Raw genomic sequence first — 15,899 nt, 5'->3', positions numbered from 1 at the left:
TCTCTGTAAGCGTTATAATTAGTGGTTATCTTGCTCCATATATTTCTGAATCTGCCGTTCTTCCCATTCCTTTAAACGTTTAGGTTTAAATTCTTTTAGAGGCTTTCCCTTAAGCAGAAACACATAGAGGCCGTGAAATACAAGGCCAAGCCCCCAAAACAGCGGGGTTGCCAAAAAATTCCAGGCCAACCAATCGCTGAAACCCTCACCCCATGTATTTTCATGGATAACACCATGAAAGAGTTTTATCTTAATCGCAACCAAGACTATGTTGATGACAATGTAGACCATAACATGCTTATAGAATTTTTTTTGCATGTCTACCCTCCTTAGGGCTTTCTTATATTTTTCTGATTGATAATTCTCCATATGTTAATACTTACTTGTACCGCTCTGCCTCTTTTTTATCTTCTTCTATAAATTTTTGAATTTGTCTGTCTTCCCAACCTTTTGTCAAAAATGGATTTAATGAAAAAACCTTCAGTGCATGGAACAATACTCCGATACCCCAGAAAATCCAAATCGCAAAACTGCCGAAATCAAATAACGCTTGCTGTAGCGTTTCACCTTCACCCAGGTTCCGTACCACCTTCATAACCGTAATAAATGTGTTGACGGCTAAATACACTGTAAGATGTATATAAAACCCCTTCAACTCCTCTACCCGCTTTTTGGCCCTTGTAAACTTGTCCGAACCGTTGTTATCCTTTAGTTCCATTTGTTCTCTTTTCCATCTTCTTGCATGTACTCCTTAATCTTCTTCTCTTCCCAGTTTTTTCCAAAAAAGGGATTGAGGTTAAAAGTATCCATGGCATGGAAGAAGACACCTATCCCCCACCCAAGCGCTGCCCAAAGGAACCACATATATCTAAAATTATTAGTGAAGTAATTTATAAATGCCAAAAGGGAAATGACTATGATATATGACCAGAGGTTTGCATAAAACTTCTTCAGTTTATCTACGCGTTCCTTGGCTCTAAGGTATTTATTGTCAGTGTTTTGATTTTCCATTTGTTTTACTTTTTCTATTCTTGCTGTTACAAAGATCCTACGTATGCGTTATCTTTCTAAAAATTAATTTCTGAATTGTCATTTTTTAAACCCCGATCGTTATTATTCATTACAAACGCGGTCAAAACTTGTCGTCCTCCATAAACTCTTTCATCTTACGCTCTTCCCACCTTTTCCCTAAAAACGGATTGTACCCATAGGCTTCCATACCGTGCATAAAAACGCCAAAACCCCAACCTAGTGTAGGGAAAATGGCCCATGGAAATCCGCCATTACTATAGTTCATCCAAATAAGTATCGGTATCACAAAGCAATAGGCGGTAAGGTTACCGTAAAACCCTTTGATTGCCTCAACTTTCTCTTTAGCTTTTTGATAGCGCTTATCGGAAATATAGCGTTCTTGGGTGGCCATAACCGATATTTGCTTGGTAAGCATCGGCAGATGCACCTTAAATTCTTTTTTGCTTTTGGCTACATCAACCGTTCTATCGGTAAGTATCCCGTACCGCTGCTGTATGTTTCTAAGCCCTACCCCACTGCTCTTTTTAACCACTTGCTTTTCTTGCAGGTTGTTGCTTACGGTAAGCATTCCGTCGGTCTCAAAAACCTTTATATGAAGTGGTCTAGATGCTGTTACTACATTATGTTTTACCGCATTTTCCAATAACAATTGAAGGGAAAGTGGAACAATTTTGGCTTCTGGGTTGCTGCTTTTTTCAGGGACATCAAAAACAATACTATCCTCGAACCTCATCTTCAAGAGACGTACATAAGTCTTGGCAAATTGTAGTTCCTCGTCTACGGAGACCAAATCTTTATTTTTCTGTTCCAAAACATAGCGATACACTTTGGAAAGAGAGGTTGTGAACTTCTGAGCCTGATCGGGGTCTTCTTCAATTAAACTGGTTAGTACATTGAGGCTGTTGAACAAAAAATGGGGGTCTAATTGATTTTTTAGCGCGTCAAATTTGGCCGAAGCCGTACCTGCTATTATTTTTTGTTCCTTTACCCTTTTGTCTTGCAGAGACCTGTAAAAATGGACCGCATGGAAAAAGACCGAAACAACAATGGTAATCAACAGGGCAACCACGTAGTAAATGGCCTTTTCACCATCAACAAATACTTCCCAACTGGCCCCCTCGAAACCCATACGGATCAGAATACGGATCCAAAGGATGCCCAACATGGTAAAAAACACGCCCCCCGCAGCACCTATTAAAATCCTGTGTTTTGCGTATTTCTTCCAAACAACCTTGTTATTCAGATAATCGAAAAACATGCTATTGATGAGGGTCAATACAACGGCATAGAGCATGTTATAACCTATTTCCGTTAAGAGTTTATCATTAAACCCTAGTGTTTCCCCAGCAATAGCACGTGTGCCAATAAAGACGATGGATATAATTGCCCCGACCAACAGACCGATCCCCAATATTTTTCCAATGTATTTTACCATCCTTATTTGTTTGATATTACCTAGCGGCAAATTTTAGCTTTTACAATTTTCAAAAGTAGCTTCTGCCCGCTCTTTCCCCCAATTTGGATGAAACGGAGTTTCTGGTTTAAAGTTAGCAAAAAGTTCCAAGGAGCGTGCTACCTCCTTACAATAGGGCGCAATGTCCTGACCAAAATACTTGGCCGATCCCATGTCCCATTCCGCTTTGGAAAAAACTACCCGTGGGTTATTGCCATCAATTTGTAATGCTTGCTGATATAGAGCAGCTACTTTACCGGATAAAGTGGGTCCGTAGGTTGCTCCATCAAAAGCTACCCAAACCGTGTGGATCATGGCCTGTTGTACCAATATTTCGGGATGGTTAGGGGCTATGGCCTTTGCAAGATCCAATAGTTCTTGTGCTTTTGCCATTTGCTGAGACAGCTTCTCTTTGTCCTTTTCTTCAAAAGATGCAAAGGTATTTATCTGTGAGGCATAATATAGCGGTAACCAGTTATCGGGCTCCGCCATACTTATTCTTTCGAACAAATTGGCGGCTTCCGTATTTTTTTGTTCTCCCCAAAGTTGAAATGCCTTTTGCATCCCTTGTGTGTATTGATCTTGGGCTATTGCCATAGGGCCTATTAACAACATAATGATTGCAACTACTCTTTTCATGGTTTCTGTTTTTTTAGATTATTTATAGGGCAAAGTTGTCGCTATCAACCGTTGAAAGGAAAAAAGAACTACCGAATTGTAGGTATTGCAGGATGGGTTGTAAAAAAGCGTGCCGACCGTATACGGGTCGTATGCTTGAAAGGAATTAATCGGGGCGTTGGTTTACAGCATGGGCCCTACCAAGAGATTTGGTAGTAAAGTATTCTTAGATTGTCTGGATTCGGTCAAATAAAAATTCGCGATGCGATCTACTTAAGGGTATTACCTTTCTTTTTATTTCCAAATGCCCTTCGCCCACCACATCCAATCGGGATATATTTATAATATATGACCGGTGGACCCTTAAAAAATGATTTCTTGGCAGCTTGTCCTCCATCATTTTTAGGGTACTACTAAGTAAGTAATTGCCGTTTTGGGTTACAATATTGCAGTAGTTTCGGTCCGCTTCTATGTAAAGAATGTCATCTAACAACAACTTTATCATTTTACCCCCCTTCCTTACAAATATCCGATCGTGCAGTATTTGGATATTGGATTGTGGCCTATCTTTTTTTACTTTTTTCTCTTTAATACGCGCTACCAATAGGGCTATTGTGCGCCGAAGTTGTTGTGCATTTAACGGTTTGGGAACAAAAGCAAAGGGATGGGTGGCCTTGGCTCTTGAAAAAGTAGCGTCATCTGTATTGGCCGTCAGATACACTATGGGTATATCCGAAACTTGTTGTATTTGTTCTGCAGTGGCAATACCATCTATATGTCCTTTAAGGTTTATATCCATCAGGATAATATCCGGAACACTGGTTTTGGCATGCATAATGGCCTCTTCCCCCCTAGATTCTATTCCTGTGACCTCATAACCCAGGTTGGTAAGTTGTAAGGAAATATTGGCGGCAATGATCATATCGTCCTCTACAATTAAAATACGTGTTTTTTCTTCCATCGTTAAGCAGCTTTGTTGAGTTGAAATTTAAATGAAACCGAAGTCCCTTGGTTGATATTAAGCACCATTTTACCGTCTAATTGCCTGGTAAGCAAATCTATAAGCCTTGTACCAAATCCTGTACCCTCTTTTTTTACGTTTTCCTCCATCCCTATACCGTTATCCGAAACTTGTAATAGGAGATGATGATGGGTATGGGTAAGACTTATGGTTATTTTTCCCTGTCTACCGTTGGGAAAGGCATATTTTAGAGCATTGGTCAAAAGCTCGTTCACAATCAGGCCAATTGGAATGGCCATGTCCACATCCAGTTCTAGAGGAGGCATATCGCAATGTATATTTATTCGATCTTCGGCACCAAAAGCACTGATAATGTAATGGCCCAGATTAATAAAATAGTCTTTCATCTCTACCGATGCCAAACTCTTTCCTTGATATAATTTTTGATGGATCATTCCCATACTATGAACCCGGCTCTGGCTTTCTTCCATAAGTTCCTTTACTTGGGAATCTTTAATTTCAGATGCTTGCAGGGATAATAAACTGGATACAATCTCCAAATTGTTTTTTACACGATGATGGATTTCCTTTAGCAAAAATTCTTTTTCTTCGTTTTGTTTTTGCAGTAACCGGTTTTTTCTTCGGTTTACCTTGATGGCATTGTAAAAAAGAACTACCGAGAATAGTAGCAGCGCGGTGGCTATACTAATGAGCGTTTGTCTAAACTGCTGTTTTCTTATTTGTATTTCTTGCTGTGCTATGGTACCCTCTTTTTGGGCTACCTCAAACTCTGTATGGAGTAAGGATGTGCGGTGATCTGCCTCTGAGGTAAATACCAAATCCTTCAGTTCGTCATATTTGGCAAATGCCTCATATGCCTTCTTGTAATTATGGCTGCCTGCATACGCCTTTCCCAAAGTCTCGTAGGCCTGGCTTAAGTGAAATTCGTCCCCGAAATCCGCGGTGGCTATATCGATGCTTTTTTCCAGACTTTCTACCGCTGAAATATACTTGCCTTGTAGGTTTTGATATTTTCCTATGGAAAGCCATGACCGCATCATCATAAAATTGTTATCTAGCAATTCTGCATACTTAACTGCATTCTCGCCCGCAATAGCGGCCTTGTCAAACTGATTGAGATAGGCATATAAATCTGTCAGGGAAATGTAAACATCACTTAAATTATTATAGAAACCATAGCGTTCTCCTATGGCGATGGCATGTTCATAATAGCGCTGGGCCTTTTCATAGGCTCCTAGTGCCAAATGATTGTTGCCAACCACATAGAGCGTAAAATCATAGTCCAAGTCGTTAATGCCCCGTTCCTCAAATATTTTCAGCGATCTAAGACCATATTCCAAACCTTTTTGAAACTTGGTCTGTTTCCAGAAAAGATTGCTAAGATCGCTATAGGCCATTGCAATAGCCTTCTTGTCTTGTAGTTCTTGTCCCAAACGTAAAGATTCCATGGCATAGTCCGCCGCTTTTCCAAGTTCTCCCCTTCTTTCAAAAACATAGCCCATCTGGGTATACAAAAAAGGAAGATCCTCTGCATTTACAAGACTTTTGGCTTCTTCTAAAACTTCAAGGGCCTTGTCCAATTTTTCCATACGCAGTAGAATGGCCCCTTGGGTAATCATAAACCTACCTTGCCAAAGGGTATCCGTAATTGCTGCGGTAAGTTTTAGTCCTTCCTGGGTAAATTCTAACGCCCTATTTAAATTTCTGGTGTGCCAGTAGTAAGCCAAATCGTTAAGGAGGGAAAACTTAATTGCGTTGGTCTTGGCTTTTGGATAGGCTTCCTCCAATGTCTTTAAATAGGATATCCCAAAGTTATCCGTGCTTACAAAAACCTTTTTGTAAGGGGTTTCGCTGCTAAAATCAACAAATTGACCAATAGTATTGAGGAAGCTCAACAAAGAACAGGTAGTGGCAATAAAGGCTTTCAACAAGTGCTTTCTCATTTCTGGAGTTTTCTCACGGGGGAAACGAGAACTCTAAATATACAAATAATTTCAGCATTTGGAACCCGATAAATAAGGAGGCCCTTTCGGACAATAAAACATGCTTTTCATCCAAAGTAGCTTGATGGTTCTCTTGGAAAACAATTAATTGAAATGAAATTGATAGTAACGGCCAGCCATTTTGGTCTAAGGTTACTATTTTGAATTGAAGGGCATGCGAACAATGAGGATGGTACAGGTAGTTCTTGTTTTGATGCTAATGAGCTGCAAAAATAAGGACAACAGGTTGAGGGAACCCGATATGAATTTAGAAAAACTGTCGCTGAACGACACCATTACCAACCAAGTAAACGTCTTTCTCGCAGATTTTCTAAACAATAGAGATAGTTCAAAACTTGCCTCTGTTGTTACTCCAGATTTCGCACGCTTTATGAATGGAATAAAGGTTGCGTCCAATGCGTCCGAGTTAAATGCCAGTCTTAACGTTTTTTATACCGGTTTTCCAGATATGCATATTTCCAAATCGTCCAACTATATTAAAGATAATCAGGTATTTGTTCAATGGGTTTTTACAGGAACCAATACCGGCGAATTTGGCGAGGTGCCGGCAACGGGAAAAAAAGTGAAAATATTGGGTCTATCGCAACTCCATTTTAATGAAATGGGAAAAATGTACCAAGAAGATGTGTTCTATAACGAGTTAGATCTTTTGCAACAATTGGGCTATACCTTAAAACCTCCGGTTATGGAATAACCATGGTGATTTTAGCATAAAAAAACTTATAAAAACGATACCATTAATCTAAATTTTTAAACAATGAAAACACTAAAAACAACCCTATTGGCCACCTTGGCTATTTTACTGATACCATATTTTGGTACCGGCCAAGAAGAAGAAAAAACTACTCAGTCTTTTTGGGTACATGAAGACCGCGTAAAACCATCCATGGTTACGGAATATGAAAAGGCAGCCAAAGATCTGGTAACACAGTGCCAACAACACGATATTAAAGGACTCAATTGGATTTCCGCTGCTACTAAGGACTTCCGTTACCTCTTTATATCCCCTATAAGTTCTATGGCCGATATTACTTACGACGGTTTTGGTCCCTTACAGGAAAAAATGGGAGAAGAGGCGTTCAATAAACTGTTTTCTGATATGGACAAGTGTTATACCGCCCATGGAGATTATGTGATTACCTTGGATAGTGACCTCTCTTATATGCCAGATGGAATGACCCAAACTCCTGAAGGAAAGGATTATAGGCGATTCTATTACTTGCATACTACGCCCGAAAATTTAGGTCCTATCACAGAAGCTATAAAAGGAGTTAAAGCCCTGTACGAAAGAAAAGGATCCAAATCTCATTACCGTATCTACAGAAGTGGTTTTGGAACTATAGGCAGCTTCTTTATGGTGGCCGTTGCAGATAAGGACGGTATTTCTTTTGAAACCCATGGAGTAGAAAATGATGCTCTTTTAGGGGAAGATGCGGCCGGTACGTTCGGGGAGGTAATGAAATATGTTACCGAAATGGAAGAAGTAACTGGTAGAATGCGACCAGACCTTGCCTATAGTCCAAAAGATTAACCCGTATAATAAAGAAACATTCCATACATCAACTTAAAAACAAACAATGAAAAAAGCAATCTTTTTAATTTTAACTATAGGGCTATTCGCTTCTTGCCAGCCCAAAGGCCCTGCTAGGTACAGCGTTAATTCGGCTGAAATAGATGTTGCAAAGAAATTGGTGGCCGATTATGAAAAAGGTGATTGGGACGCATGGACCGGTCATTACGCAGATTCTGCCAAAGTTTACCATAATAGCGTGGATGCCGTTACTCCAGAACAAATATCGGAGGGACTAAAAGATCTGTTGAAGTCCGTGTCGAGCTACGGATTTTCTGACGAGGACGTGTACTATGAAATGGTTATCGATGACCAGGGTGAAAAATGGGTGAATTATTGGGCAAACTGGGAGGGTGTGCTCGAAGCAAACGATAAAAAATTGACCATTCCGGTACATATTACCCTGCAATTTGTAGAAAACAAAATTGTAGAAGAACATGCTTATTACGATATGTCCGAATACGTAACCAGTATGAACGAAATTGCGGCCGCCAAAATGGCCGAAGAAGCTGTGGAAGAGTAATTATTTTGTTCGATAACCCTGCTTTAAACAAGCAGGGTTTATTCTTCAGGGACCTATTACTCTGGCGAACTACAAATACTGTCGGAACCAACCTTTTCTAATCAAAAACCAAAATGGATTTAAAACAATCTTTCATCATTGCTTTGACCCTTGGCGTTATTGGTCTTACCAGCTGGGAAATTTACTGGCGTTCACAGGGCAAAGTACCCACTTTCCAGGATGATAAGGCGCTATGGGCATCAAATAGGGCCAGGGTAGAAAAACTCACTTCTGAAGACTATGTTTTTGCTGGTTCTTCGCGTATCCATTTTGATGTTCAACTGGATGTCTGGGAAGAATACACCGGAAAACGCCCTGTACAGCTGTCTATGGGAGGCGCCTCGCCATTACCAACTATACGCGACATTGCCAGAAACACCAATTTTGCAGGAACGTTGGTAGTGGGGATTACACCTCCCCTTTTCTTTTCTACGACCTTTCCGCAAGCTCCGCCCATATTGGGCATACAAGAACGGGTAGATTATTACCACGACCGTACCTATGCGCAGCGCATCAACCATTGGCTTTCCATGCCATTACAACGTAACCTTGCTACAATTCATTCTTATGAGGATCTTGTCTCGGGCAATTTTGACTTAAAATCTCTTTTACAGAATATCAAAATAGGCAACCGAACCGGGCACCCCCAGATGCCACCCTTCCCAGATTTTGGATTTAGTAGTGAGGAGCGAAACGTTCGCATGTTAGATCGTATGGTTACGGATCCGGCTTTCGCCCAGTCCATAATAGACGTCTGGATGTTTTGCCTAAAAGGGGGACCAAACATGCCTCCTCCAGATCGGGAGGGGACTACCGCATTTTTTCTTGAAGATGTGGCGTTAATAACCCAAAGAGGTGGTAAAGTAATTTTACTACGATGCCCTTCCGCTGGCCAATTTAGGGAACTGGAATCTAATATTACACCCAGGGAAGCATTTTGGGACCAACTTGTGGTCCAAAGCGGGTTGCCAGCATATCATTTTGAGGATTTTGGACAACTCCAAGGGCTTAGAACACCAGAACTATCTCATCTGGCGGCACCTGATGCCGATATTTTTACGCGCGAACTAATAGCAATAATGATAAAAGACGAACAGATACCTAACCACCAAACCAATTAATAATGTTATTCAACTCTCTTGGGTTTATTGTCTTTTTGGGCATTGTCCTGGCACTATATTATGCTCCGCTATTTAGTTGGACGGGAAAAAAATTAATGCTGCTATTGGCAAGCTATGTTTTTTACGGCCTATGGAACCCCCCACTTATTTTATTGCTTTGGATATCTACTATGGTAGATTGGACCGCAGGAAATAAACTTGCCAAAGAAGAGCGACCGAACATTAGAAAAATGTGGTTGCTATTGAGCTTGGTAGTTAATCTAGGCTTTCTGGCCTTCTTTAAATACGGGGATTTTCTGTTGGAAAACTTTGTTGGTATTGCTAGTGGTCTAGGTGTTGAATTTGAAGCTGCCCCTATGGATATCATTTTACCAATGGGTATCTCTTTCTATACATTCCAAACCATGTCCTATACCATAGACATTTACAAAAGAAAAATTGGGCCGGCAAAAACCTTCCTGGATTTTGCCCTGTACGTAACCTTCTTTCCACAACTTGTAGCAGGGCCCATAGTTAGGGCAAAAGACCTCATTACGCAATTCTATGAGGCAAAAAAAGCAACGACCAAGCAATTTATTTGGGGTTTGTTTTTACTGACTATTGGACTGTTTCAAAAGGTTGTCCTCGCAGATACATTATTATCCGGAACCGCGGATAGTGTATTTGGTTCCAAGGAAATCTTGAACGTTTGGGATGCTTGGTCGGGCACCTTGGCATTTTCTGGTCAGATATTCTTCGATTTTGCCGGGTATTCTACCTGCGCTATCGGGATAGCATTGTTATTGGGTATTGTACTGCCAGATAACTTTATGTATCCCTATGCCTCCATTGGTTTTTCCGATCTATGGAAACGGTGGCATATTTCACTTTCTACCTGGTTACGGGACTATCTCTACATTCCCTTAGGAGGTAACCGTCATGGAATTACACGTATGTATGTAGCATTGATGCTTACCATGCTTTTGGGTGGCCTATGGCACGGAGCTGCTTGGACCTTTGTAGTATGGGGTGCCTTGCATGGTATTTATCTGGTGGTTGAAAGATTACTGAGGAACGTTGTAAAAATCCGGATAACCACTTGGAACGGTATTTTATTGGCACTGTTAACCTATACTTTGGTGAATTTCACATGGGTTTTCTTCAGGGCCAGGGAATTTATTACCGCCAAGAACATGGTGGCCTCCATGCTTTTTATGAACGATGAAGGAACCAAGATTTTAGGCACCTTCGATATAATCAAAATATTTACTGTTATAAGCGTATTATTTCTTTGCCATTGGTTTATGAGGAATACCAATTTAAAGCAAGTTGGTCAAAAAACCCCCTCATGGTTGTTGGGAACCGTATGGGCGGCTATGTTTTTTCTAATATGTATGGCACAGGGCAGTGGCGAGCAGTTTATCTATTTCCAGTTTTAATTAAATCAAAAACTAAATATTAACCCTTTAAATATTAAACCAAATGAAAAATGTATTTTATCTGATGTTGCTTGTACCCGTAATAGCAATATCGCAAACCGCAACGGAATATGCCGTTTTTGAAAACGGAATGATAACCGCACACCCGGCGAAGATTACAGAATTTGAAGCGGGTATGGCCGCCCACAACAAAAAGTACCATGCCGAAAGCCCCTATGGTGCTCGCGTTTACTGGATATCTAACGGATCTAACGTTGGTAGTTATATGTGGGTCATGGGACCACTACCGTGGAGTGCTTTGGATAACAGACCCGCACAGGAAGGCCACGATGCCGATTGGAACACTAATGTATTGCCTTATATGATGCCCGAAGGAAATCAGACCTATTGGAAGTTTGAAGCAGCTCTCTCCCACTTTCCTAAAGATTTCAATATTGCTAAACTGCATATCAATATGTTCGATATTAAGCGATTTCAACGTCAAAAGGCTTTGGAACTGGTGAAAAAAATCCAAAGAGTAATGGTGGAAAAACTTCCTGAAGATACCTATGGCATTTACACCAACGAGTTACCCAGCACCAAAGAAGGTAGGGACATGGTCTTTGTTTCATTCTTCGATAAATTTAGCTGGATGGGCGAGGACATCGAATTCCCCAAAAAATTCAACGAAGTCCATGGCGAAGGTGCCTTTGCCGATTTCCTGAAGGAGTGGGGTGAAGTTACCCATGGTGGAGAGCAAGAACTTTGGATATTCCGAGAAGACCTTAGCGGGTTAAGCGGAGCAGTACAGGCGGCGAGTAGAGAATAATCGGTATTTGTATTAGCGTTCTTGATTAATCTTATGAACCGTTAGGAGACCTGCCCTAGGGCGGGTTTCATTTTTTTAACCCACTAGTATTTTGCAACATAGCAAACTAATTTTCATATATTTAAGGTGGTGCCACCTAAGGGACATGTAAAACCTCCAAACCCAGCAATATTTATGAAAAAATTCAGCACACCATTGGAAGCCTTTTTATATTGGGAAAAGGAAGCCCCATCGATGGCTTTTTTAAATCAACCTATAAATGGTAAGTTAATCACCTATTCCTATAAGACCGCAGGGGAAGAAATTAGAAAAATTGCTTCGGGTTTCGCACGGTATAACCTAGCCGAAAAGAGTAATATTGCACTGTTATCAAAGAATTGTGCCCATTGGATTATGGCAGACCTTGCCATTATGATGGCCGGCCATGTTTCTATCCCCATATACCCAACTTTAAATGCGCAATCTATAGGTCAAATCCTCGACCTTAGCGGTGCTAAGGCAATAATTATTGGAAAATTGGATGATTTCGCTTCTCAAAAAGCGGGCATCCCAGACATCCATAAAATAAGCGTTCAATTGTACGGGGAGGATATTGGTGATTCATGGGAATCCCTAATTGCTCAACAATCGCCCATAGAAAAGCCTTATGTACAGCAAAAAACTGATCTGGCGACCATAATATATACTTCGGGCACAACGGGGATACCCAAAGGTGTTATGCATACCTCGGGTAATTTTATGGAAAGTGCAGATGCATTGGCCAATTTGGTAGAGCTGCCGAAACATCCGCGATTCTTCTCGTATCTACCCTTGTCGCATGTTGCAGAACGTGCAGGTATAGAAATGAGGGGACTTGCCATGGGCGCACAAATATATTTTGCGGAATCGTTGGATACTTTCGCGGCAAATTTGGAAGCCACACAACCTCATTCTTTTGGGGCGGTACCCAGGATCATGACAAAATTTCAAGAAAAAATATTAGAAAGCCTTCCCCAAAAAAAGTTGGACGTTCTGTTGGGTATTCCAATTATTAAAAATCTGATAAAAAACAAGTTAAAAAAGAAATTGGGACTTAAAGATGCCCGGATTATTGCCGTAGGAGCGGCTCCGGTAGCTAGCAGCCTAATTAAATGGTATCAAAAATTAGACATCCATATTATGCAAATGTATGGGATGACAGAAGACTGCATTGTTTCGCATACCAACCTTCCCGGGGCCAATAAAATTGGTACCGTTGGAAAACCCTTACCCGGAGTACAGGCCAAATTATCCGCAGAGGGCGAAGTTTGCATTAAAAACAACTGTTTAATGACAGGGTATTACAATGCGCCCGAAATTACTAAGCAGACATTTACGGAAGATGGCTACCTAAGGACAGGGGATATTGGCGAATATGATCATGATGGATACCTAACGCTTACCGGGCGGGTTAAAGATCAATTTAAGACCGATAAGGGAAAATACATTTCACCGGCACCCATAGAACTGGCCTTATCCAAGAATACGGATATAGACCAGATATGTATTGTTGGCACGGGTATACCGCAACCCATTGCACTCATAACACCGTCATTATCAGGCAAGGCGAAGAACCGTGACGATTTTACAGCTGGTCTTATAAAGACGATGCACGAGGTAAATCCCTCCTTGGAAAAACATGAGAAAATTGAAAAAATAGTGGTGATGAAGGAAGATTGGACCGTAGAAAACGGATTAACCACGCCTACTTTAAAAGTAAAACGAAGTAGTATCGAAAAAATTCATCAGTCTTACTATAAATCGTGGTTTTCCGAAGAAGAACTGATCATTTACGAATAAACAAATCTCGTTATACGCTTCACTAACCAAAAACTATGCAACAACTGTTTAAACCGGCTAAGCTACTTCTTTACCTGCTGGCGGCCATTTTGGGATTAATGCTTGGGGCCATGTTGGCAGGGTTACTGGGTGCCGGAAAAGGTCAAGGACTTGCCGGTGGTGCCATTGTATTGGGATATGGGGTAATGGGCTCACTTATCGCTTTCATATCCTCAATAATCATAGCAAGCTATTTAACTGTTAAACAAGTAATTAAAATCAATAAAATAGTAGTGATTTTGTTGTTGATTTTTATAGGTGGCCTAACATATCGTTATCTAAACAAGGAAAAAACCAAGACCATCAATACTGGAATTAACAAAAAACCTACTCCGGTGCTGCGCTTGTAAATATGCGGCAAGCAGCATGCGCCCCTCTAAATTACCATTATATTATTTCTTATCTTAACTTTTTAAATCCCTAATACTTCAAACAAAAAATACAATGAAATACTTCTTAAAAATAGGCATCTTACTTGTTGCCCTCCAAGGCTCCTACGCGCAAATGAATTCAAACCTGGAACTCATCGATGTTTTCAATATGGAGTATGTCTCGGACCCACAAATATCGCCCGATGGAAGTAAAATTATCTATGTCAGAAATTTTAAGGATGTGATGACCGACAAAAATTTGTCTAACCTATGGATCATAAATTTTGATGGGTCTGGGAATAGACCACTCACCACAGGTAATCAAAACGATTTTTATCCCCGTTGGTCGCACAACGGTGAAAAAATCATCTTTAAGTCTAATAAAGCAGACAATAGGGTAAAATTGTACCTCATGTGGATAGATACCAAAGAAATTGCGCCTTTAACAAACAGCAAACAAGCTCCGGGACAGGTTACCTGGTCGTACGATGACCGGTACTTGGCTTTTACCATGTTTGTCCAAAAAAAGGGAGAATCTATCATAAAACTACCCGCGAAACCCGAAGGGGCAAAATGGAACGAACCACCTGCGTATATTGATGAATTAAATTATAGGGCAGACGGTGAGGGTTATCTAAAAACAGGGTACAATCAAATTTTTACGCTATCCACAGATGGCGGCACCCCCAGGCAATTAACGTTTACGGAATATGATCATGGTACACCGCAATGGTCCAAAAACAATACACAATTAATTTTTAGTGCCAACCTAAGGGAAAACCATGAGCTTGAACCCTTGAATAACGAAATTTATAGCCTTAACCTCAGCGATGGAAAAGTAAGTGCCATTACTTCTCGTTTTGGTCCGGATTTTAGTCCCACGGTTTCTCCGGACGGTTCTAAAATAGCTTACTTAGGTTTTGATGATAGGTTCCAGGGATACCAAATAACCGATCTATATCTCATGGATTGGGATGGAAGCAATCCACAGAATCTATCCAAAGATTTTGATAGAGATATCCAAAATCCAAAATGGGCTTCCCATGGGAAAGGCCTATACTTTCAGTATGACGATGAGGGCGACACCAAAATTGGCTACATTAACCTTACCGGCAAGGTAAGTACCATAACGGATACCTTGGGAGGTCTTTCATTAGGTAGACCTTATAACGCCGCCTCTTACACGGTGTCCAAAAACGACAAATTTGCTTACACCCTGGGAGGAACGAAGCACCCCGCAGATTTGGCTACCTCATACAAAGGGAATGATAGAACACTCACCCGTTTAAACGCAGACCTGTTTTCTTTCCGAAATTTGGGCAGCGTAGAAGAGCTATGGTGGGAATCTTCTTTTGACCAAAGAAAAGTACAGGGTTGGTTAGTAAAACCTCCCAACTTTGATCCCTCCAAAAAATACCCGATGATCTTGGAAATTCATGGAGGGCCATTTGCCAGCTATGGATCTGTGTTCTCTGCTGAAATACAATTGTACGCCGCGGCAGGTTATGTGGTTCTGTACACAAACCCGCGTGGGAGCACAAGCTATGGTGAAGAATTTGGAAATCTTATCCATCACGACTATCCCAATAACGACTACCATGATTTAATGTCTGGCGTGGACGCGGTACTGCAAAAAGGATTTGTAGATGATAAGAACCTTTTTGTTACCGGCGGTAGCGGCGGCGGTGTACTTACGGCCTGGATCGTGGGAAAAACAAATCGGTTTAAGGCCGCCGTAGTAGCCAAACCTGTTATTAACTGGTATAGTTTTGTTCTATATTCCGACGGACCAGGATTTTTCTATAAATATTGGTTTCCCAACAAACCTTGGGAAGACCCTACCAATTACCTAAAACGATCTCCCCTAACGTATGTGGGTAACGTTACCACACCAACTATGCTGTTGACAGGAGAGGAGGATTACAGAACGCCGATTGCAGAATCCGAACAATTTTATGCGGCTTTAAAACTACAGGAAGTGGAAACGGCGATGGTAAGGATACCAGGAGCTTCCCATGGAATTGCCAACAGGCCAAGTAATCTTATTGCAAAAATTGCCAGTGTACTTGCATGGTTCAATAAATACAAGGACAAGGAATAACTT

16 protein-coding genes are annotated in these 15,899 nt (G+C 40.9%); 9 read left to right on the top strand and 7 right to left on the bottom strand.

All coding sequences use genetic code 11. The features are described from left to right. Positions 1-18 precede the first annotated feature (18 nt). The 7 genes from ACEQ81_RS15935 to ACEQ81_RS15905 all read right to left on the bottom strand — a co-directional run bounded on the left by ACEQ81_RS15935 (position 19) and on the right by ACEQ81_RS15905 (position 6,028). Positions 19-369 carry a 2TM domain-containing protein gene (locus ACEQ81_RS15935; RefSeq protein ID WP_411031906.1) on the bottom strand — a complete coding sequence of 117 codons (351 nt, stop codon included), beginning with the start codon at positions 367-369 and terminating at the stop codon, positions 19-21. A gap of 10 nt (positions 370-379) precedes the next feature. Then, positions 380-718, bottom strand: a complete 339-nt coding sequence (locus tag ACEQ81_RS15930; protein WP_411031905.1) for a 2TM domain-containing protein — start codon at positions 716-718, stop codon at positions 380-382. Continuing rightward, entirely contained in the window at positions 709-1,011 is a 303-nt protein-coding gene (locus ACEQ81_RS15925) for a 2TM domain-containing protein (RefSeq protein WP_411031904.1), read from the bottom strand. The genes ACEQ81_RS15930 and ACEQ81_RS15925 overlap by 10 nt, the downstream gene beginning before the upstream one ends. 121 nt (positions 1,012-1,132) lie before the next feature. Then, a complete protein-coding gene (locus ACEQ81_RS15920; protein WP_411031903.1) occupies positions 1,133-2,467 on the bottom strand; it encodes a 2TM domain-containing protein in 1,335 nt (444 codons plus the stop codon). Between the two features lie 33 nt (positions 2,468-2,500). Further along, positions 2,501-3,124 carry a hypothetical protein gene (locus ACEQ81_RS15915; RefSeq protein ID WP_411031902.1) on the bottom strand — a complete coding sequence of 208 codons (624 nt, stop codon included), beginning with the start codon at positions 3,122-3,124 and terminating at the stop codon, positions 2,501-2,503. A 205-nt stretch (positions 3,125-3,329) separates the two neighbouring features. Then, complete coding sequence (locus tag ACEQ81_RS15910; protein WP_411031901.1) at positions 3,330-4,064, bottom strand: LytR/AlgR family response regulator transcription factor; 735 nt, start codon at positions 4,062-4,064, stop codon at positions 3,330-3,332. 2 nt (positions 4,065-4,066) lie between these two features. Then, positions 4,067-6,028 (bottom strand): histidine kinase dimerization/phosphoacceptor domain -containing protein, encoded by a 1,962-nt coding sequence (locus ACEQ81_RS15905; RefSeq protein ID WP_411031900.1) that lies wholly within the window; start codon positions 6,026-6,028, stop codon positions 4,067-4,069. 214 nt (positions 6,029-6,242) lie between these two features. On the opposite strand from ACEQ81_RS15905, the gene ACEQ81_RS15900 reads away from it, so the two are divergent. The 9 genes from ACEQ81_RS15900 (at position 6,243) to ACEQ81_RS15860 (ending at position 15,896) form a co-directional block, all read left to right on the top strand. Beyond that, complete coding sequence (locus ACEQ81_RS15900; RefSeq protein WP_411031899.1) at positions 6,243-6,782, top strand: ester cyclase; 540 nt, start codon at positions 6,243-6,245, stop codon at positions 6,780-6,782. A 63-nt stretch (positions 6,783-6,845) separates the two neighbouring features. Next, positions 6,846-7,619, top strand: coding sequence for a hypothetical protein (locus ACEQ81_RS15895; RefSeq protein ID WP_411031898.1), 774 nt, complete (start codon positions 6,846-6,848; stop codon positions 7,617-7,619). Positions 7,620-7,665: 46 nt separating this feature from the next. After that, positions 7,666-8,181, top strand: coding sequence for a nuclear transport factor 2 family protein (locus ACEQ81_RS15890; RefSeq protein ID WP_411031897.1), 516 nt, complete (start codon positions 7,666-7,668; stop codon positions 8,179-8,181). A 113-nt stretch (positions 8,182-8,294) separates the two neighbouring features. Continuing rightward, positions 8,295-9,341: a hypothetical protein gene (locus ACEQ81_RS15885; protein ID WP_411031896.1), complete on the top strand. Its 1,047-nt coding sequence runs from the start codon at positions 8,295-8,297 to the stop codon at positions 9,339-9,341. A 2-nt stretch (positions 9,342-9,343) separates the two neighbouring features. Continuing rightward, complete coding sequence (locus ACEQ81_RS15880) at positions 9,344-10,759, top strand: MBOAT family O-acyltransferase (protein ID WP_411031895.1); 1,416 nt, start codon at positions 9,344-9,346, stop codon at positions 10,757-10,759. 43 nt (positions 10,760-10,802) lie between these two features. After that, positions 10,803-11,567: a hypothetical protein gene (locus ACEQ81_RS15875; RefSeq protein WP_411031894.1), complete on the top strand. Its 765-nt coding sequence runs from the start codon at positions 10,803-10,805 to the stop codon at positions 11,565-11,567. 174 nt (positions 11,568-11,741) lie between these two features. Beyond that, positions 11,742-13,385, top strand: coding sequence for an AMP-binding protein (locus ACEQ81_RS15870; RefSeq protein WP_411031893.1), 1,644 nt, complete (start codon positions 11,742-11,744; stop codon positions 13,383-13,385). 35 nt (positions 13,386-13,420) lie between these two features. Then, entirely contained in the window at positions 13,421-13,774 is a 354-nt protein-coding gene (locus ACEQ81_RS15865) for a hypothetical protein (protein WP_411031892.1), read from the top strand. Positions 13,775-13,868: 94 nt separating this feature from the next. Then, positions 13,869-15,896 carry a S9 family peptidase gene (locus ACEQ81_RS15860; protein WP_411031891.1) on the top strand — a complete coding sequence of 676 codons (2,028 nt, stop codon included), beginning with the start codon at positions 13,869-13,871 and terminating at the stop codon, positions 15,894-15,896. Positions 15,897-15,899 lie beyond the last annotated feature (3 nt).

Source organism: Spongiimicrobium sp. 3-5, from assembly GCF_046557915.1.
In the GTDB taxonomy this organism is placed as follows: Bacteria; Bacteroidota; Bacteroidia; order Flavobacteriales; family Flavobacteriaceae; genus JBHEBG01.
Note: the sequence above shows the minus strand (reverse complement) of the source record. Positions and strands in the feature narration are given on the sequence as shown.